General features: G+C 53.8%; 18 protein-coding genes and 3 tRNA genes. 12 read left to right on the top strand and 9 right to left on the bottom strand.

Translation table 11 applies throughout. From position 1 onward, the window contains the following. Nucleotides 1-179: 179 nt before the first annotated feature. Both CSE01S_RS19925 and bglJ read left to right on the top strand, forming a co-directional pair. Nucleotides 180-902, top strand: coding sequence for a helix-turn-helix domain-containing protein (locus tag CSE01S_RS19925; protein ID WP_042292261.1), 723 nt, complete (start codon nucleotides 180-182; stop codon nucleotides 900-902). Continuing rightward, nucleotides 863-1,495: a DNA-binding transcriptional activator BglJ gene (bglJ, locus tag CSE01S_RS19920; RefSeq protein ID WP_042292257.1), complete on the top strand. Its 633-nt coding sequence runs from the start codon at nucleotides 863-865 to the stop codon at nucleotides 1,493-1,495. The genes CSE01S_RS19925 and bglJ overlap by 40 nt, the downstream gene beginning before the upstream one ends. 46 nt (nucleotides 1,496-1,541) lie before the next feature. On the opposite strand, the gene CSE01S_RS19915 is transcribed toward bglJ, so the two are convergent. After that, on the bottom strand, nucleotides 1,542-2,000 hold the full coding sequence (locus tag CSE01S_RS19915; protein ID WP_042292255.1) for a YbaK/EbsC family protein: 459 nt from the start codon (nucleotides 1,998-2,000) through the stop codon (nucleotides 1,542-1,544). Between the two features lie 234 nt (nucleotides 2,001-2,234). Between CSE01S_RS19915 and CSE01S_RS19910 the strand changes: the two genes are divergently transcribed. Continuing rightward, complete coding sequence (locus CSE01S_RS19910; protein WP_042292252.1) at nucleotides 2,235-3,584, top strand: PTS sugar transporter subunit IIC; 1,350 nt, start codon at nucleotides 2,235-2,237, stop codon at nucleotides 3,582-3,584. Between the two features lie 25 nt (nucleotides 3,585-3,609). Here CSE01S_RS19910 and fhuF read toward each other — a convergent pair whose 3' ends face one another. Together fhuF and CSE01S_RS19900 are read right to left on the bottom strand one after the other, a co-directional pair. Then, nucleotides 3,610-4,398: a siderophore-iron reductase FhuF gene (gene fhuF / locus CSE01S_RS19905; RefSeq protein WP_042292249.1), complete on the bottom strand. Its 789-nt coding sequence runs from the start codon at nucleotides 4,396-4,398 to the stop codon at nucleotides 3,610-3,612. Between the two features lie 113 nt (nucleotides 4,399-4,511). After that, a complete protein-coding gene (locus tag CSE01S_RS19900; protein WP_042292248.1) occupies nucleotides 4,512-5,576 on the bottom strand; it encodes a GGDEF domain-containing protein in 1,065 nt (354 codons plus the stop codon). A 205-nt stretch (nucleotides 5,577-5,781) separates the two neighbouring features. Between CSE01S_RS19900 and CSE01S_RS19895 the strand changes: the two genes are divergently transcribed. Next, a complete protein-coding gene (locus CSE01S_RS19895; RefSeq protein WP_042292378.1) occupies nucleotides 5,782-6,057 on the top strand; it encodes a DUF1435 domain-containing protein in 276 nt (91 codons plus the stop codon). A gap of 37 nt (nucleotides 6,058-6,094) precedes the next feature. Here the strand turns inward: CSE01S_RS19895 and CSE01S_RS19890 are convergent. From CSE01S_RS19890 to rsmC, 4 genes are all read right to left on the bottom strand, one after another. Then, nucleotides 6,095-6,181, bottom strand: a tRNA-Leu gene (locus tag CSE01S_RS19890). 31 nt (nucleotides 6,182-6,212) lie between these two features. Then, nucleotides 6,213-6,299, bottom strand: a tRNA-Leu gene (locus CSE01S_RS19885). Nucleotides 6,300-6,327: 28 nt separating this feature from the next. Then, nucleotides 6,328-6,414, bottom strand: a tRNA-Leu gene (locus CSE01S_RS19880). Nucleotides 6,415-6,632: 218 nt separating this feature from the next. Next, nucleotides 6,633-7,661, bottom strand: coding sequence for a 16S rRNA (guanine(1207)-N(2))-methyltransferase RsmC (gene rsmC, locus CSE01S_RS19875; RefSeq protein ID WP_042292245.1), 1,029 nt, complete (start codon nucleotides 7,659-7,661; stop codon nucleotides 6,633-6,635). Between the two features lie 102 nt (nucleotides 7,662-7,763). Here rsmC and CSE01S_RS19870 point away from each other — a divergent pair, with 102 nt between their 5' ends. The 8 genes from CSE01S_RS19870 to CSE01S_RS19835 all read left to right on the top strand — a co-directional run bounded on the left by CSE01S_RS19870 (nucleotide 7,764) and on the right by CSE01S_RS19835 (nucleotide 14,246). Then, nucleotides 7,764-8,177: a DNA polymerase III subunit psi gene (locus CSE01S_RS19870; protein WP_042292241.1), complete on the top strand. Its 414-nt coding sequence runs from the start codon at nucleotides 7,764-7,766 to the stop codon at nucleotides 8,175-8,177. Next, nucleotides 8,146-8,592: a ribosomal protein S18-alanine N-acetyltransferase gene (rimI, locus tag CSE01S_RS19865; RefSeq protein WP_042292239.1), complete on the top strand. Its 447-nt coding sequence runs from the start codon at nucleotides 8,146-8,148 to the stop codon at nucleotides 8,590-8,592. The genes CSE01S_RS19870 and rimI overlap by 32 nt, the downstream gene beginning before the upstream one ends. Nucleotides 8,593-8,606: 14 nt before the next feature. Then, nucleotides 8,607-9,284, top strand: a complete 678-nt coding sequence (yjjG, locus tag CSE01S_RS19860) for a pyrimidine 5'-nucleotidase (RefSeq protein ID WP_042292375.1) — start codon at nucleotides 8,607-8,609, stop codon at nucleotides 9,282-9,284. A gap of 91 nt (nucleotides 9,285-9,375) precedes the next feature. After that, nucleotides 9,376-10,965 carry a peptide chain release factor 3 gene (gene prfC / locus CSE01S_RS19855; protein WP_042292237.1) on the top strand — a complete coding sequence of 530 codons (1,590 nt, stop codon included), beginning with the start codon at nucleotides 9,376-9,378 and terminating at the stop codon, nucleotides 10,963-10,965. A gap of 403 nt (nucleotides 10,966-11,368) precedes the next feature. Continuing rightward, a complete protein-coding gene (osmY, locus tag CSE01S_RS19850; RefSeq protein ID WP_042292235.1) occupies nucleotides 11,369-11,986 on the top strand; it encodes a molecular chaperone OsmY in 618 nt (205 codons plus the stop codon). Between the two features lie 127 nt (nucleotides 11,987-12,113). Continuing rightward, entirely contained in the window at nucleotides 12,114-12,275 is a 162-nt protein-coding gene (locus CSE01S_RS19845; RefSeq protein WP_000490275.1) for a DUF1328 domain-containing protein, read from the top strand. A gap of 124 nt (nucleotides 12,276-12,399) precedes the next feature. Continuing rightward, nucleotides 12,400-13,473, top strand: a complete 1,074-nt coding sequence (locus CSE01S_RS19840; protein WP_042292233.1) for a patatin-like phospholipase family protein — start codon at nucleotides 12,400-12,402, stop codon at nucleotides 13,471-13,473. Beyond that, the gene (locus CSE01S_RS19835; protein ID WP_042292231.1) at nucleotides 13,470-14,246 is read left to right on the top strand and encodes a metal-dependent hydrolase; all 777 of its coding nucleotides are present in this window, start codon (nucleotides 13,470-13,472) and stop codon (nucleotides 14,244-14,246) included. The genes CSE01S_RS19840 and CSE01S_RS19835 overlap by 4 nt, the downstream gene beginning before the upstream one ends. A gap of 151 nt (nucleotides 14,247-14,397) precedes the next feature. Here CSE01S_RS19835 and CSE01S_RS19830 read toward each other — a convergent pair whose 3' ends face one another. Then, entirely contained in the window at nucleotides 14,398-15,261 is an 864-nt protein-coding gene (locus CSE01S_RS19830) for a YjjW family glycine radical enzyme activase (protein WP_042292228.1), read from the bottom strand. After that, on the bottom strand, nucleotides 15,233-16,783 hold the full coding sequence (locus CSE01S_RS19825) for a YjjI family glycine radical enzyme (protein ID WP_042292225.1): 1,551 nt from the start codon (nucleotides 16,781-16,783) through the stop codon (nucleotides 15,233-15,235). The genes CSE01S_RS19830 and CSE01S_RS19825 overlap by 29 nt, the downstream gene beginning before the upstream one ends. Nucleotides 16,784-16,787: the final 4 nt, after the last annotated feature.

Genomic DNA, 16,787 nt, shown 5'->3' with positions numbered 1-16,787 from the left:
GGATTGCATTATACTACGTGGATAGTTGTATAATCGCCCCTATGAATTCTGAAAGAAAACCAGGGATTAACAATTCATACTGATTATTGTTATGTTTATTTGTATTGCGTTGAATAATCTTTTTCTGCGCAAAATGCAAAAATAACAGGGCGATAACGGCTATGGGATGTGGAGGATATATGTTGCCAGGATGCTGCAAAAACGGAATTATTATCAGCAAAGTACCGGTCATTCAGGCTGGACTGAATGGGGTGATGCATCGGCATTTCCCGGAATATGACGTCTCCACCTGTCGCGCTGTCGACGAACTTACGTTATTACAACTTCGTCGTTCTAACGTTGTCATCGCCGATCTTACCGGAGAGTGCCGCCATCCGCGCACTATCTGTGAGCAGTTCTCCACCCTGATCTCTCAGTATCGCGATATTCATTGGGTTTTTCTCGTCTCACGCGCCTGGTATCCGCAGGCGGTGGAATTGCTAATGTGCCCATCCAGTACGCTGCTGTCCGATGTGGAACCGATTGAAAACCTGGTCAACACCTTGCGTGCAGGCAGCAAACATCCTGACAGCGTGAGCAAAACGTTGCTGTCGCCAGAACACGTCGATCACGCGGAATTTGGTTCGCGTTCTATTATTTTAACGCTCTCCGAGCGAAAAGTGCTGCGCTTGTTAGGCAAGGGATGGGGCATCAATCAGATCGCGATGCTGCTAAAGAAAAGTAATAAAACCATCAGCGCCCAGAAAAATAGCGCGATGCGCCGTTTATCAATCAACAGCAACGCTGAGATGTACGCCTGGATTAACAGTTCTCAAGGAGCGAGAGAGCTGAATTTACCTTCTGTATATGGAGATACGCCAGAATGGAAAACCGAAACTATGCGGGAAATGTCGCACTCATAGAAAAATGTGTTATGAGTGGTATTGGTATTCAGGATTTATTTAAAAAAAATACTGAATATCACTATAAACTGCACCTTTACTCGACACGAGATGAATTTCTACAGGCGATGAACACAACGACATTTTCTGCCGTTATTTTCTCGCTTTCTTCAATCAGAAAAGATCGCCGGATGGGGTTAATGTGTCTGGCTGAACTGGCCACCAATTTTCCCCGTATGCGACGTCTGGTGATTGCCGATGATAACGTCGAAGCGCGATTAATCGGCGCGCTGTCGCCGTCGCCGCTGGACGGCGTTCTCAGTAAAGAGGCGTCGCTGCCGGTATTACAGGAAGCATTATTTACGGCGCTTAGCGGTACCCGCCGAATTAATGAAAGTAATCATAATCTCTGGTATCTCACACAGAGTCGGATGCTCAGCCCTACTGAGCGTGAAATTTTGCGTTTTATGTCCCACGGTTACTCTATGCCTGAAATCGCCGTTGAGCTTGAGCGAAATATTAAAACTATTCGGGCGCATAAATTTAATGTGATGTCGAAACTGGGCGTCAGTTCGGACGCCGGTTTGCTGAACGCGGCGGATATTCTGCTGTAGGCGCGGGAATCGCGCTTCTCTTAAGAGGAATGCGCACGGTTGACCTTCACTGGCAGACATCCACCCAGGTCGCTGAGGTCAGTTCAGCCATCCGTTCTGGTGAAATGCGGATAGCGCTATGGATTGCGCCAGCGGCGGGAAGCACTTCGGTATACGTCTTTAGCGACACATCACAATAAACCGGTAACGGCGTCTCCAGGCCAAACGGGCAAACGCCGCCAACCGGGTGACCCGTCGCGTTCACCACTTCATCACAACTGAGCATTCGGGCCTTCGCGCCAAAGGTACTTTTAAGTTTTTTATTGTCCAGTCGCGCGTCGCCTTTCGCGACGATCAGTACGATCATGTCTTTGACTTTTAGCGACAGGGTTTTTGCGATCTGTCCCGGTTGCACATGGTGCGCTTTTGCCGCGAGATCAACCGTGGCGGTGCTTTGCTCTAATTCAATGATTTCAATATCGGGCGCATGTTCGGCCAGAAACTGCCGTACGGATTGCAAACTCATTCTTTTCTCCTGACACCATTCGACGGTTTTCCAGTGTGTGCAAAACCGCTGGCGTAATTTGTCATAAGACAGGCGCCGCTGTAAATATTTTAATGTAACAAACCAGTAACATAGACGTTTTTTCGATCCTCTTCACATTCACGGAAACCGGTTACCGTAACCGGTTGCAGTACGCGAAAGGGCGATTAATACTGCAGTTGTCACTTCCTCTGTATCACATAAAAAGAGCCACTTATGAAATCTACCAACCATGCAGTCTTTAATGTGATTTTCCGGTTCGTCGAAAACTACGTCAGCCCTGTCGCGGGGCGTATTTCCTCACAACGTCATGTCATGGCTATTCGCGACGGCTTTATTTCTGCGATGCCGTTTATGATTGTTGGATCGTTTCTGTTGGTTTTCGCCTATCCGCCGTTTTCCCCCGACACCACCTGGGGTTTTGCCAGAGGCTGGTTGGATCTGGCAAAGCAGTTTGAAGGACAAATCCTTACCCCGTTCGATATGACGATGGGGATCATGTCTATCTACATCTGTGCGGCGATTGCGTACAACCTCGGAAAACACTATGCGAAGTCACATCAGCTTGATCCCTTTATGTGCGCAATGCTGGCGATTATGGCTTTTTTATTGATCGCCGCGCCAAAAACGAAGGGGACGTTGCCGGTTGACAGTCTTGGCGGTACAGGTATTTTTACGGCGATTCTGGTGGCGATTTATTGCGTTGAGATGATGCGTTTTCTGAAGACGCATAACATCGGGATTCGCTTACCGGATCAGGTGCCGCCGATGATCAAAAACTCCTTCGATCTGTTGATCCCTGTGCTGGTCGTTGTGTTGACGTTGTACCCACTCAGCTTGCTGATCCAGGCGCAGTTCGACATGTTGATCCCGCAGGCGATCATGGCCATCTTTAAACCCCTGGTTTCGGCAGCCGATTCGTTGCCGGCAATTTTATTGGCGGTGCTGATTGGGCATCTGCTGTGGTTTGCGGGCATCCATGGCGCGGCGATCGTCTCCGGGATGCTGCAAATGTTCTGGCTGACCAATCTCGGCATGAACCAGACGGCGCTGGCGCAGGGCGCGCCGTTACCGCACATTTTTATGGAGGCGTTCTGGACCTTCTTCATTGTCATTGGCGGTTCAGGAGCGACGATGGGGCTGGTGATTTGTTACCTTCGCAGCCGTTCCGTACATCTGCGTTCGATTGGTCGTTTAAGCGTGGTGCCCAGCATCTTCAATATCAACGAACCGGTGATATTTGGTACGCCCATCGTGATGAATCCAGTGTTCTTCATTCCTTTTCTGCTGGCGCCCATGGTCAACGCCATCATCGCATGGGCAGCCATGCAGTTTGATCTGATTGGTCGGGTGATTTCGGTGGTGCCGTGGACGGCGCCTGCGCCGGTGGGGGCGGCATGGGCATTAGGCTGGGATTATCGCGCGGCGATCCTGGTAGTGCTGTTGGCGCTGGTCTCCGCCATTATCTACTTCCCCTTCTTTAAGGTATATGAGAAGCAGTTACTGGCGCAGGAAGCGGAAGAAGCGCAGCGAACTGACGCCGAAAGCGAGCAGATTGCGTTATAACGGTCCGGGAGCGAAAGCTCCCGGCTTATTTCAGCGTGCAGTCGCCGCATTGCTGCACGTCGGGCAGGCGGTAACGTTGGCAGCACGTGCGGCGTACCAGTACGCCTTCGCGCGGGACAACGGTCCGCCAGAGTGGGTTATCAGTGCCGCAGGAAAGCTGTTTTTCGAAGAAGCAGGCATGGCGAAGCGCGTGAAGTAACTCTTCGCCAAGCAGCGGTTTCATCTCGTTGAGGTACCAGTGAATAAGGTAACCGGTATTGCTCCAGATGAGTTTACCGTTAATTTCGCCCGTGGCCTCAAGAGCCTGGACGACAGGCGTTAGCGCCTGTTTGATCAGGATTTCAATGCGCATCTGCGGAGAGCATTCCGTCGCCTGACGATCCGGATGAACGTCAATCCAGAAGCACGCGGCGCGACCCGTTTCATGAAACTCCACGTGCACATGCTCGGGAGAGACATCGATGGCCGTTTCCTGCGTTAATAAGGCAAGCATTAGCGGCGGCACCATCAGACCGATATACCACTGCGCCCACAGCGATAGCAGTGGCTTATTTTCTCGCGGCTGCGTGGGCTGGTTGCGATAAATATGGTCGGAATAGACCGCCAGCAATGACTGCAGCTCATTTGGTCGACACCATTGCGCCAGAGTCATAGCAGACTGGGGAGCAGGTTCGTCCAGACGAATGAAATCCAGCAGGTGCTCGCGTGTCTGGGCGATAGTTGCGCGTACGGCCTCCGCCAGCGAAGGGCGCTGCGGCTGCAGAGGCGTTCGCCAGATGACGTTATCAATGACGGATGCGGAACGATAAGCCATAGTCTGGATAATAATCTAAATGATAATGATTGCTAATCCTAGCTATAGGCATAACCGATAGCAAGCGCTTTGTCAGGCTTGCTTCTCACTCCGCACGATTACACCATACCGCGTCAGGCGATACCGGGATCGCTGCTGGCTAAAATATGGTTACGTCCCAGATGCTTGGCTTTATAAAGCGCTTTGTCCGCACTGCTAATGGCGCTTTCGATCTCTCTGCCTGTCAGCGGCGCGATACCGATACTGATCGTGACGTTGGTCGCGACGCTTTCATTAAACATGTGTGGGATCTTAAGGTCATACACGCTTTGACGAATACGCTCAGCGGCGGCATGCGCCTGCTGCGGATCGGCTGCCGTCAGCAAAACCATAAATTCCTCGCCGCCAAAGCGAGCAACCACATCACGCGAACGTACGGTGTCGCGAATAGCCGCGGATACGCGCATCAGCGCCTGATCGCCCATCATGTGTCCGTAATGGTCGTTGTAGGCTTTGAAATGGTCGATATCGATCAGCAACACGTAATGCTCATCGGTATCCGTCTCAAGAAGGGTCTCCAGACGGTGTTGAAGTCCCCGCCGGTTGTATAACCCCGTTAAAGGATCGAGCATGCTGAGGTCGTTCAACGTCTCTTTTTCCGCCAACAGTTTGTACATCAGCTGCTGGGCGAAATCATCGTAACGTTTTTGGATTGCATGCTGAATCGCCACTCCCGCCATGGGCAACGCCAGGAAATAGAGGATCCGCAGGCCCTGTCCATTGCCGTTTAACCACAGGCAGACCAGTACGGAGGGCAGCGAGTGAAGCGTAAAAGCGACAATATTATTGGCAAATGAAATAGATCCGATGAATAAAACAGTCAGTAGCGCCATCAGCAGGAAAGTGTCGTCCGGAGACGGGAGCTCGGTGTATTTCAACGTAATATGCGCCGCCCATAGCCCGCCAAACGCGAAAGAAACGATCGGTAAATTAATCCTTTTATTGGCGTATCTACCGTGCCACGCGAGGAGGGCCGCGCTCAGCGCCAGAATAACAATACCCGGCACTGAGACGGTTTTAATCTGATAGATCGGATAAGCGATAGCAAACAAAGCGGAAACGGCGTTAAGAAACAAAAACAGACGGAGAGAGAGCTGATATTTTTTAGCGCGCAGGGAAAGCCAGGATTGTGCAGTCATGTCTTAATTCATTATTTATCTAACAATTACACTGTTCAGGCCACGTGAAAAAAGCGAGAAGTCGCTCGCTCAAAGTAAGAGGTATTTGCTTTCTATGTTTACCGCTGCGCAATTTATCACCTTAAAGAATTCATGTCATCAATGCTTAAGTAAAGCTGATGTCAGGATGTGCAACGGTGCGCTGACAAATGAGAAAATTTATCATATGATATTGGTTATCATTATCAGTGTGAGAGGTGAAACCATGTTGCAACGGGCGCTGGGCAGTGGTTGGGGAGTATTACTGCCGGGGATCGTGATTGCCGGACTGGCGTTTGCCGATCTTTCCCTTGAGGTCTGGAAGACCATTATTGTATTAGGGCTATTACTCACTCCGGTGATGCTGTATCACAAACACCTGCGGCATTTTGTTCTGTTGCCATCATGCGTTGCGTTGATCGGTGGAATGATGCTGGTAATGATGAATTTGAATCAGGGATAAACAACAGGGAACAGCAGAAGGAAGGCCGTAAGATAATTGGTGCGAGGGGGGGGACTTGAACCCCCACGTCCGTAAGGACACTAACACCTGAAGCTAGCGCGTCTACCAATTCCGCCACCTTCGCACAGTCATCTTACTTTTTGATATCGCCTCGTTGGTGCGAGGGGGGGGACTTGAACCCCCACGTCCGTAAGAACACTAACACCTGAAGCTAGCGCGTCTACCAATTCCGCCACCTTCGCCCAGTGCGAGCAATATCAACGTGGATTATGGTGCGAGGGGGGGGACTTGAACCCCCACGTCCGTAAGGACACTAACACCTGAAGCTAGCGCGTCTACCAATTCCGCCACCTTCGCATACCATCGATTCTTGAAAAGAATCGCTACCACGGAGGCGCATTCTAGTGGTTTTCAGCTTTTCGTCAATAGTTAATTGCGCACGCAAGTTCAATTGCTGGAAAAATGGGCGCTAACCGTAGCGTTGAACGCAGACCGGATAAACAACGCGTTATCCGGCATCTGTAAACCATACCGGACGGTGCGCAGACAGCTTAATCCGGCCAGGGATGACCAGACTATTTCTTCGCCTGGCGGGTCATAACGGTACGGTAGACCTTAAAGCGACCGGTCTGAGCGATGACCTCATGGAAGCCAAAGGTGTCGTCCAGCACCTGCGGGTAGGGCAGGAAGGCGTTAGCGACGATACGCAACTCGCCGCCGCTGTTCAGGTGGCGCACTGCGCCGCGAATCAGCGCCTGCGCCGCATCCAGGCTGGTCTGCATACCGTCGTGGAACGGTGGGTTGGAGATGATCATGTCAAACCGACCCTTCACTTCAGAAAAGACGTTGCTGGCAAACACCTCACCCTCAATGCCGTTGGCGGCAAGCGTTGCGCGGCTGGCTTCAACCGCGGGTGCGCTAACGTCGCACAGGGTTAAGCGCACCTTCGGCGAGTGGCTGGCCAGCGCGACGGAAAGCACGCCAGCGCCACAGCCGACATCCAGCACTTTACCCTTGGTATGCGGCGTCAGGGTGGAAAGCAGCAACTGGCTGCCCACATCCAGACCATCGCGGCTAAACACCCCCGGCAGGGTTTTGATGGTCAGGCCGTCAACGGCGTATTCGCCCCAGTATTTTTCTGCGTCAAAGACAGGCTGTTTTTCCAGACGGCCATGATACAGACCGCAGCGACGGGCGCTGTCGACTTTGTTCAGCGGCGCAAATTCCGCCAGCATCTGTTCAGCGCTGCGCACGCCGCTGCGGTTTTCGCCAACGACAAAAATATCGGTGCCCGCCGGCAACAGCGACAGCAGATTCATCAGCTGGAACTGGGCTTCCGGTTTGTTTTTCGGCCAGTAGTAGATCAGCGTATCGCTGTCGGCCACGTCTTCAGCCTGGGCTACCAGGCTAAAACGGGCGCTGTCGCCCATCTGGCCGCTTAGCACCTGCCAGTGGTGAAACTGTTGGGTATGCACACGGCTGGCGGCGCTGGCAAAACGCGCGGGCAGGTCATCCTGCAAATCTCCGGCAAACAGAATACGGCTTTGTTCGAAATCATCACTGTGGCGCAGCAAGACTTCACTTGCCGGGGTAAAAGCAGACATGGAAGGCTCCTTAAGTTAATCAGCCGGGGATTATAGAGCGTAATTGGCGCAGTTTCGATGAATTTGCTATATTTGCGCCCTTGACAGACAGGAGCGTTTTACATGACATCGCGGCGAGACTGGCAATTGCAACAGTTGGGTATCACCCAGTGGTCACTGCGTCGCCCTGGCGCTTTACAGGGCGAGATTGCGATTACGCTTCCCCGGCACGTCAGCCTGGTGATCGTTGGCGACGATCTCCCCGCGCTGACGGAACCGCTGATGCGCGATATTCTTCGCGCGCTGCGCCTGACGCCGGATCAGGTATTACCGTTGACGCCTGACCGCGTGGTCATGCTGCCGCAGGGGAGCCGCTGCCACTGCTGGCGTCTCGGCAACGATGCGCCCGTCACGCTGGAAGGGGCGGTGATTTCAACGCCTTCATTTAATGAACTACAAACCAGCGCGCCCGCGCGCGCCGCGTTATGGCGACAAATCTGTACACATGAACACGATTTCTTCCCTCAGCCAGCGTGACTTACCCGCGGCGTTTCAGATTGAAAAGCGCGCCCACGCGTTTCCCTGGAGTGAACAGACATTTACCAGTAATCAGGGGGAACGTTATCTCAACTATCAGTTGACGATAGACGGACGCATGGCCGCATTTGCCATCACGCAGGTGGTAGTCGATGAAGCGACGCTGTTCAATATCGCGGTCGATCCCGACTTTCAGCGTCAGGGCGTAGGGAAAGCGCTGCTGGAACACCTCATTGATGAGCTGGAAAAACGCGGCGTCCTGACGCTGTGGCTGGAGGTTCGCGCCTCCAACGTTGCCGCCATCGCACTGTATGAAAGCTTAGGCTTCAACGAGGCAACGATTCGCCGCAACTACTACCCGACCGCCGACGGTCGCGAGGACGCCATCATAATGGCACTGCCAATCAGTATGTAAGAGAAGGTGTAATGATGAAGTGGGACTGGATTTTCTTTGATGCCGACGAAACGCTGTTTACGTTTGACTCGTTTACCGGCTTACAGCGGATGTTTCTCGACTATAGCATTACCTTTACCGCTGAGGATTTTCAGGACTATCAGGCCGTCAATAAACCACTGTGGGTGGATTACCAAAACGGCGCGATCACCTCATTACAGCTTCAGCATGCCCGGTTTCAAAGCTGGGCGGAACGGCTCAACGTGGCGCCGGGGCAGCTTAATGACGCCTTTATAAATGCGATGGCGGAGATCTGCGCGCCGCTGCCAGGCGCTGTGTCGCTGCTTAATGCCCTGCGCGGCAATGCCCGGCTTGGCATCATCACCAACGGTTTTACCGCCCTGCAACAGATCCGTTTAGAGCGGACCGGTCTGCGCGATTATTTTGATTTGCTGGTCATCTCAGAAGAAGTTGGCGTGGCGAAGCCGGACCCGAAGATTTTCGATTACGCGCTGGCGCAGGCTGGTAATCCGGACCGTTCCCGGGTACTGATGGTGGGCGATACCCCGGCATCTGATATCCTCGGCGGCATCAATGCCGGGCTGGCGACATGCTGGTTGAATGCGCATCATCGCGAGCAGCCAGAAGGCATACAACCGACCTGGACCGTGACGTCATTAGCCGAACTGGAGCAACTCCTGTGTAAACACTGATTGCCTCCCCCCCGTTGATGGGTAAAATAGCCGCAATTTTTCGTATTCAACATGCGCGGCGCGACGCCGCGCTTACCAAGAAGAATGAATTATGACGTTGTCTCCTTATTTGCAGGAGGTGGCCAAGCGCCGCACTTTTGCCATTATTTCTCACCCGGACGCCGGTAAAACCACCATCACCGAGAAGGTGCTGCTGTTCGGACAGGCTATCCAGACGGCGGGTACCGTTAAAGGCCGTGGTTCCAGCCAGCACGCGAAATCCGACTGGATGGAAATGGAAAAGCAGCGTGGTATCTCTATTACCACCTCAGTAATGCAGTTTCCGTATCACGACTGCCTGGTAAACCTGCTGGACACCCCGGGGCACGAAGACTTCTCGGAAGATACTTACCGCACGCTGACGGCGGTGGACTGCTGTCTGATGGTCATCGACGCCGCGAAAGGCGTCGAGGATCGTACGCGTAAGCTGATGGAGGTCACCCGTCTGCGCGATACGCCGATCCTGACCTTTATGAACAAGCTCGACCGCGACATCCGCGACCCGATGGAACTGCTGGACGAAGTTGAGAACGAGCTGAAAATTGGCTGTGCGCCGATCACCTGGCCGATCGGTTGCGGCAAGCTGTTCAAGGGGGTGTATCACCTCTATAAAGACGAAACGTATCTGTACCAGACAGGGAAAGGCCATACCATTCAGGAAGTGCGCATTGTTAAAGGGCTGAACAACCCGGATCTCGACGCCGCCGTGGGGGACGATCTGGCGCAGCAGCTGCGCGATGAACTGGAACTGGTGCAGGGCGCGTCTAACGAATTCGACAAAGAACTGTTCCTCGCCGGGGAAATCACGCCGGTCTTCTTTGGTACCGCGCTGGGTAACTTTGGCGTTGACCACATGCTGGACGGTCTGGTGGAGTGGGCGCCAGCGCCGATGCCGCGTCAAACCGATACCCGCACCGTGGAAGCCAAAGAAGAGAAGTTCACTGGTTTTGTCTTTAAGATTCAGGCCAACATGGATCCGAAACACCGCGACCGCGTGGCGTTTATGCGCGTCGTTTCCGGAAAATATGAAAAAGGCATGAAAATGCGTCAGGTGCGCATCGGTAAAGACGTGGTGATTTCTGATGCGCTGACCTTCATGGCTGGCGATCGTTCACACGTTGAAGAAGCGTATCCGGGGGATATTCTTGGCCTGCATAACCACGGCACCATTCAGATCGGCGACACCTTTACTCAGGGTGAGATGATGAAGTTCACCGGTATCCCGAACTTCGCGCCGGAACTGTTCCGCCGCATCCGCCTCAAAGATCCGCTCAAGCAGAAACAGCTGTTGAAAGGGCTGGTCCAGCTGTCGGAAGAGGGCGCGGTGCAAGTGTTCCGCCCTATCGCCAACAACGATCTGATCGTCGGCGCGGTCGGTGTGCTGCAGTTTGACGTGGTGGTTGCGCGTCTGAAGAGCGAATACAACGTTGAAGCGATTTATGAATCCGTCAACGTGGCGACCGCTCGCTGGGTGGAATGCGCTGACGCGAAGAAGTTCGAAGAGTTTAAACGTAAAAATGAAGTTCAACTGGCGCTGGATGGCGGTGACAACCTCACCTACATTGCGCCAACGATGGTTAACCTCAACCTGACGCAGGAACGTTATCCTGATGTTCAGTTCCGTAAGACTCGCGAGCACTAATCTCCCTCTCAGAGCGCGGCAATGCTGCGCTCTGCCACTTTCCCTGCCTTTTTAGTCCCTTGCGGAATGTTCTTAAATCCCTCTCTTTTGCTTATGTTTGCCGATTTTTTGCGCAATTCCCCGCGCGATTTCAAAATTGTGATCTATATTTAACAAAGTGATGACATAAATATTGGCTTTAAATACCGTTCAATGCGTGAAGTGGAGTGCTTAAAGCTGATGTTGATTGTAGCCACGATATTAATAACTGAAACGGAAGGGCCTTCGACAGCACTGCTTCACACGTTGTGAATGTGACCGCTGCCATTGACTTCTGACTGGGTGATGTTTTGTCACCCCATTCAGCAATGCAACCCCGTGTTGCCGGAGCTCAAATTACGAGCAAACATACAGGAATAGATCGATGACTATGACAAGACTGAAGATTTCTAAAACTCTGCTGGCCGTAATGCTGACGTCTGCTGTGGCGACGGGGTCTGCATATGCAGAAAACGCTACCATGGACAAAGCGCAAGCCGGGGCCGAAAGCGCAGGGCAAAAAGTCGATAGCTCTATGAATAAAGTCGGTAATTTCATGGATGACAGCGCCATTACCGCAAAAGTAAAAGCGGCACTGGTGGATCATGAAAATATTAAGAGCACCGATATTTCTGTCAAAACCGATCAGAAAGTGGTGACCCTGAGCGGCTTCGTCGAAAGTCAGGCACAGGCTGAAGAAGCCGTGAAAGTGGCGAAAGGCGTGGAAGGCGTGACCTCGGTGAGCGACAAACTGCACGTTCGCGACGGTAAAGAGAGTTCAGTGAAAGGCTATGCCGGTGATACGGCAACCACCAGTGAAATCAAAGCCAAACTGCTGGCGGATGACATTGTTCCTTCCCGAAAAGTGAAAGTGGAAACCACCGATGGTGTTGTCCAACTGTCCGGAACCGTAGAGTCGCAGGCGCAAATCGATCGCGCTGAGAGTATCGCAAAAGCCGTTGATGGCGTGAAAAGCGTCAAGAACGATCTGAAAGCTCAGTAATTCTTCGTATTCGACCTCCTGACATTTGTCGGGAGGCGTAATGTGCACCACACTAAAAATATCGCGAATGAGTAGCCTGAGCGCTCATAACAAGCGGTCGACATTAACTATGGTAAAGGAGAGGCTTATGTTTCGTTGGGGCATTATATTTCTGGTTATCGCGTTAATTGCCGCCGCTCTGGGATTTGGTGGACTGGCAGGTACAGCTGCAGGCGCAGCGAAAATTGTTTTCGTCGTCGGTATCATCCTGTTCCTGGTCAGCCTGTTTATGGGCCGTAAACGACCCTAGTGCGTGAAAGCGTAACGCTAACTTGCAACGAAGCCAGTCCAGTGGACTGGCTTTTTCTGTTTTCGCCGCGGTCAATTTGCGTTACTTTGGCTCCCTTAAGCATAACAATAACAGGAAGGCAGAGGTGGGGCAGCGTATACCCGTCACGCTCGGCAATATTGCGCCGTTGTCATTAAGACCGTTCAAGCCGGGCCGCCTGGCGCTGGTGTGTGAAGGCGGAGGACAGCGCGGCATCTTTACCGCAGGCGTGCTGGATGAATTTATGCGCGCGCAGTTTAATCCGTTCGATCTCTACTACGGCACCTCCGCAGGCGCGCAAAATCTTTCAGCCTACCTCTGTAATCAGCCTGGCTATGGGCGCAAAGTCATCATGCGTTACACCACGCGCAAAGAATTTTTTGATCCGTTGCGCTTTGTGCGTGGAGGCAATCTTATCGATCTTGACTGGCTGGTGGAGGCGACCGCCAGCCAGATGCCGCTGCAAATGGATACCGCCGCCCGGCTGTTCGACAGCGGCAAACATTTTTATATGTGCGCCTGCCGTGGCGACGACTATACGCCCGGTTACTTCACGCCGACGAAGCAGAACTGGCTGGATATCATTCGCGCGTCGAGCGCAATTCCCGGTTTTTATCGCACCGGGGTGTCGCTGGAAGGGGTCAGCTACCTGGACGGTGGGATTAGCGATGCGATCCCGGTTCGCGAAGCAGTGAAACAAGGGGCGCAAACGGTGGTGGTGATCCGCACCGTGCCGTCGCAAATGTATTACACGCCGCAATGGTTCAAGCGCATGGAGCGCTGGCTGGGCGAGAGCAGCCTGCAGCCGCTGGTGAATCTGGTGCAGCATCATGAGGCAAGTTACACCGACATCCAGCGTTTCATTGAAAAGCCGCCGGGCAGGATCCGTCTTTTTGAAATTTATCCGCCGAAGCCATTAAAAAGCATGGCGTTGGGCAGCCGCATTCCGGCGTTGCGCGACGATTATAAAGTCGGGCGGCTATGTGGCCGTTATTTTCTCGCCACGGTCGGTAAAATGCTGGCCGAAGAGCCGCCTTTGCTGCGGCATCTTCCGAAAATTGTCACGCCTGGTCCGGTGGTGGTGCCTCCCGCACCGGTCGCCAACGATACCCATGTGGCGGCGGTGTCCGCAGCGCCGCAGGCCAATGACACACTGTTTACTGATGAGGATCTGGCGTGAGTTTGCGTTTTATCGATACCCATTGTCACTTTGATTTTCCGCCGTTTACCGGCGATGAGCGCGCCAGCCTGCAGCGGGCTTGCGCAGCGGGTATTGAGAAGATTATTGTGCCAGCGACAGAGGCGGCCAATTTTGCCCGCGTACTGGCGCTGGCAGAACGCTTCGTACCGCTATACGCCGCGCTGGGGCTACACCCGATAGTGATCGAACAGCATGCGGATGACGGTCTGGAACGCTTACAGCAGGTTCTGGACGATCGTCCGGCAAAAGTGGTGGCGGTGGGAGAGATCGGCCTGGATCTGTTTCGCGACGACCCGCGGTTCGACAGGCAGGAACAGATCCTGGAGGCGCAGCTAAAGCTGGCAAAACGCTACGATCTGCCAGTGATCCTCCATTCCCGTCGCACCCATGACAAGCTGGCGATGCATCTGAAACGTCAGAACCTGCCGCGCACCGGCGTAGTCCACGGCTTTGCCGGCAGTTTTCAGCAAGCCGAGCGTTTTGTGCAACTGGGTTACCGGATTGGCGTCGGCGGCACGATCACCTATCCGCGCGCCAGCAAAACCCGCGACGTGATAGCGCAACTGCCGCTTACGGCGCTACTGCTGGAAACCGATGCCCCGGACATGCCGCTTAATGGTTTTCAGGGCCAGCCAAACCGCCCGGAACAGGCGGCTAAGGTGTTTGATGCGCTTTGCGAACTGCGCCCGGAACCTGCCGACGTGATCGCTGACGCGTTGTACCGCAATACCACGGCGTTGTTTGATGTGTAATATCGTTGTCGCTGTTCAGTGTTCAAATGTGCTGAAGAGGTAGAGAAGCACTTCCCGTAGGGCGAATGCAACCTGTTGCTGATGTGACAACGTTGAGAATATCCTGGGGCCAGATGCCGCACGCTATATTCTCCATGCGCCCCCGGCATATTCACAGATATAACGCAGGAAAGCGCAATTTTTCTACGCCGCGCTCGCGCAGGGCATCGGCCAGTTGCTCTACGTCCTCTGGCGTTGCGCTTGCCCATGTCCTGGCTTCGCCATGCGTCCCGTGCGCGTGAAAGGCGTTTAGCCTCACCGGCACATCGCCAAGCTGTCGGATGAACGCGGCGAGCGCATCGACATGCTGCATATAATCCACCCGTCCCGGAATCACCAGCAGCCGCAGTTCCGCCAGCTTTCCACGCTCTGCCAGCCACACGATACTATGCTTAATTTGCGCGTTATCGCGACCGGTAAGCCGCCTGTGGCATTCGCTGCTCCAGGTTTTAAGGTCGAGCATCACGCCTTCACACACTGGCAGCAGTTTCTGCCAGCCGGTTTCGCTAAGCTGCCCGTTGCTGTCCACCAGGCAACTCAGCGATGCCAGTTGCGGATCGCCTTTCATCGCGGTGAACAGTTCAAGGATAAACGGCAGCTGGGTCGTGGCTTCGCCGCCGCTAACGGTAATGCCTTCAATAAACGGCGCGGCCTTGCGGATGTGGGTCAGCATCTGGTCAACGCTCATGCTCTGCGCCATCGGCGTCGCCTGTTGCGGACACATCTTCAGACAGGTGTCGCACTGCTGGCAATGCTCGGCGTGCCAGATGACTTTTCCATCGCTGACGCTCAGCGCCTGATGTGGACACTGCGCCACGCACTCGCCGCAGTGGTTACAGCGTCCCATTGTCCATGGATTGTGGCAGTTTTTACAGCGCAGATTACAGCCCTGTAAAAACAGGGCCAGACGACTTCCGGGCCCGTCAACGCAGGAGAAGGGGATCAGCTTACTGACTGAAGCGCATCTGCTGTTCATGACCGATCACCCGGGGTTGTCGTTCCAGAATACGCGTATTGCGCGCGGCCTCTTCACCCAGCCAGGTGGTATTGGTACGGGAACCTTCAGCGCGATACTTTTTCAGATCCGACAGGCGCACCATATAGCCAGTCACCCGGACCAGATCGTTGCCGCTGACGTTGGCGGTAAATTCGCGCATCCCGGCCTTAAACGCGCCGAGGCACAACTGCACCAGCGCCTGTGGATTGCGTTTGATGGTTTCGTCCAGGGTCAGTATGTCGCTGATCCCGGAATGATAATGAACGTGATGCGGCGCGACGGCTTGCAGATGGCTGATCGGGTCCGGCTCGTCGCCATAGGGCAGACGCGCGCCCGGCGTGGTGCCAACGTCAGAGCTAATCCCTGACTGTGCATGCAGCATTGCGCGCTGCTTCCAGCCATATTTTACCGGCGTATTCTCGACAAATTCCGCCAGTTGAGCGCTGATGCGATAGCCCAGTTCGTTAGCCGCTTCCGCTTTTCCGTAGCGCGCACGCATGCCCGCTTTTTCGCACAGCAGGTTTACCGCTTCCGCCAGACCGTACATACCGAACATGGGCACAAAACGTTGTGGATCGATCAGTCCTTCCTGCACGAGGAAGCTATTCTCAAAGAAATGTGATTTTTCATAGAGGAATTCACATCGGGCATCAATGATGGCGATTTGCTGGCGGCAATAGTAAGGAAGCGCATTTGTGAAGAAGTCATCAACAGAGCTGCTGCGCTCCGCCACGGCCTTCAGGTTAAGACGCACCAGCGTGCTGCCGCCGCCTCCAAGCGGCAGCGAGTTGTAACAGCTCACCACGCCGTACTGCCCTTTTGTGAAAATTTTATCATTCGCCGGGCCATTGGAAATATGCGGCTTACTGCATTCACAAATGTTTTCTGCCACCGCCAACAGCAGATTGTCCGGGGTGACGTCTGGATCGTAGATAAAGGTCAGATTTGGCGCAACCTGCTTTAGCTCTGCGTCAGCACGTAAAATCGCCCGGGTAATGGGAGTATCGGCAGGACCGATATTGGCATGCATAAACGCGTCTGGCAGGGTTCGGTCGAGATAACGCCAGAAACGTTTTATTCGAATATCGATCGCGTCTTGTGTTAGAATTTTAACATATGGTTGCAACAGCGCATCAAGCTGACCGAGGTAAACCGGCATGGAGGTTACCGACGGCACATGATGATAAAGGATGGTCAGTAACGACAGCGCATCGTCCAGATCCTGCGCGCCTTCCAGTTCCAGCCAGGCGGAGCCATTGCGCAGAAAACGGGCGTAATCGGGGAGCACATAGCGGGGCTTGAACGGCGCGTGGCCTTCAAACATATCGCAAATGACCCCGTCGTCCAGCGCCTGGCGCGCCCCGGCGGGCAGCGCGGGATAAGGCAAATTGTTTTCGGCCTCCAGCGCCAGAAAGTGCCGTTTTTGCTCCGGGCTCAGCACCGGGCTGGTGACGATTTGCTGGCAGCGCTGTTGCAGCGCGGTTTCGTTGCTCGTGGTCATCGTG

It is taken from the genome of Citrobacter sedlakii NBRC 105722 (genome assembly GCF_000759835.1).
GTDB classification, from domain to species: Bacteria; Pseudomonadota; Gammaproteobacteria; order Enterobacterales; family Enterobacteriaceae; genus Citrobacter_A; species Citrobacter_A sedlakii.
This window is presented reverse-complemented; position numbering and strand designations above follow the sequence as displayed.

Bases quoted from the DNA above. Each gene is read 5' to 3' on its own strand.
- CSE01S_RS19925 (WP_042292261.1), top strand. From the start codon at position 180: ATGTTGCCAGGATGCTGCAAAAACGGAATTATTATCAGCAAAGTACCG.
- bglJ (WP_042292257.1), top strand. From the start codon at position 863: ATGGAAAACCGAAACTATGCGGGAAATGTCGCACTCATAGAAAAATGT.
- CSE01S_RS19915 (WP_042292255.1), bottom strand. From the start codon at position 2,000: ATGAGTTTGCAATCCGTACGGCAGTTTCTGGCCGAACATGCGCCCGAT.
- CSE01S_RS19910 (WP_042292252.1), top strand. From the start codon at position 2,235: ATGAAATCTACCAACCATGCAGTCTTTAATGTGATTTTCCGGTTCGTC.
- fhuF (WP_042292249.1), bottom strand. From the start codon at position 4,398: ATGGCTTATCGTTCCGCATCCGTCATTGATAACGTCATCTGGCGAACG.
- CSE01S_RS19900 (WP_042292248.1), bottom strand. From the start codon at position 5,576: ATGACTGCACAATCCTGGCTTTCCCTGCGCGCTAAAAAATATCAGCTC.
- CSE01S_RS19895 (WP_042292378.1), top strand. From the start codon at position 5,782: ATGATATTGGTTATCATTATCAGTGTGAGAGGTGAAACCATGTTGCAA.
- rsmC (WP_042292245.1), bottom strand. From the start codon at position 7,661: ATGTCTGCTTTTACCCCGGCAAGTGAAGTCTTGCTGCGCCACAGTGAT.
- CSE01S_RS19870 (WP_042292241.1), top strand. From the start codon at position 7,764: ATGACATCGCGGCGAGACTGGCAATTGCAACAGTTGGGTATCACCCAG.
- rimI (WP_042292239.1), top strand. From the start codon at position 8,146: ATGAACACGATTTCTTCCCTCAGCCAGCGTGACTTACCCGCGGCGTTT.
- yjjG (WP_042292375.1), top strand. From the start codon at position 8,607: ATGAAGTGGGACTGGATTTTCTTTGATGCCGACGAAACGCTGTTTACG.
- prfC (WP_042292237.1), top strand. From the start codon at position 9,376: ATGACGTTGTCTCCTTATTTGCAGGAGGTGGCCAAGCGCCGCACTTTT.
- osmY (WP_042292235.1), top strand. From the start codon at position 11,369: ATGACTATGACAAGACTGAAGATTTCTAAAACTCTGCTGGCCGTAATG.
- CSE01S_RS19845 (WP_000490275.1), top strand. From the start codon at position 12,114: ATGTTTCGTTGGGGCATTATATTTCTGGTTATCGCGTTAATTGCCGCC.
- CSE01S_RS19830 (WP_042292228.1), bottom strand. From the start codon at position 15,261: ATGAACAGCAGATGCGCTTCAGTCAGTAAGCTGATCCCCTTCTCCTGC.
- CSE01S_RS19825 (WP_042292225.1), bottom strand. From the start codon at position 16,783: ATGACCACGAGCAACGAAACCGCGCTGCAACAGCGCTGCCAGCAAATC.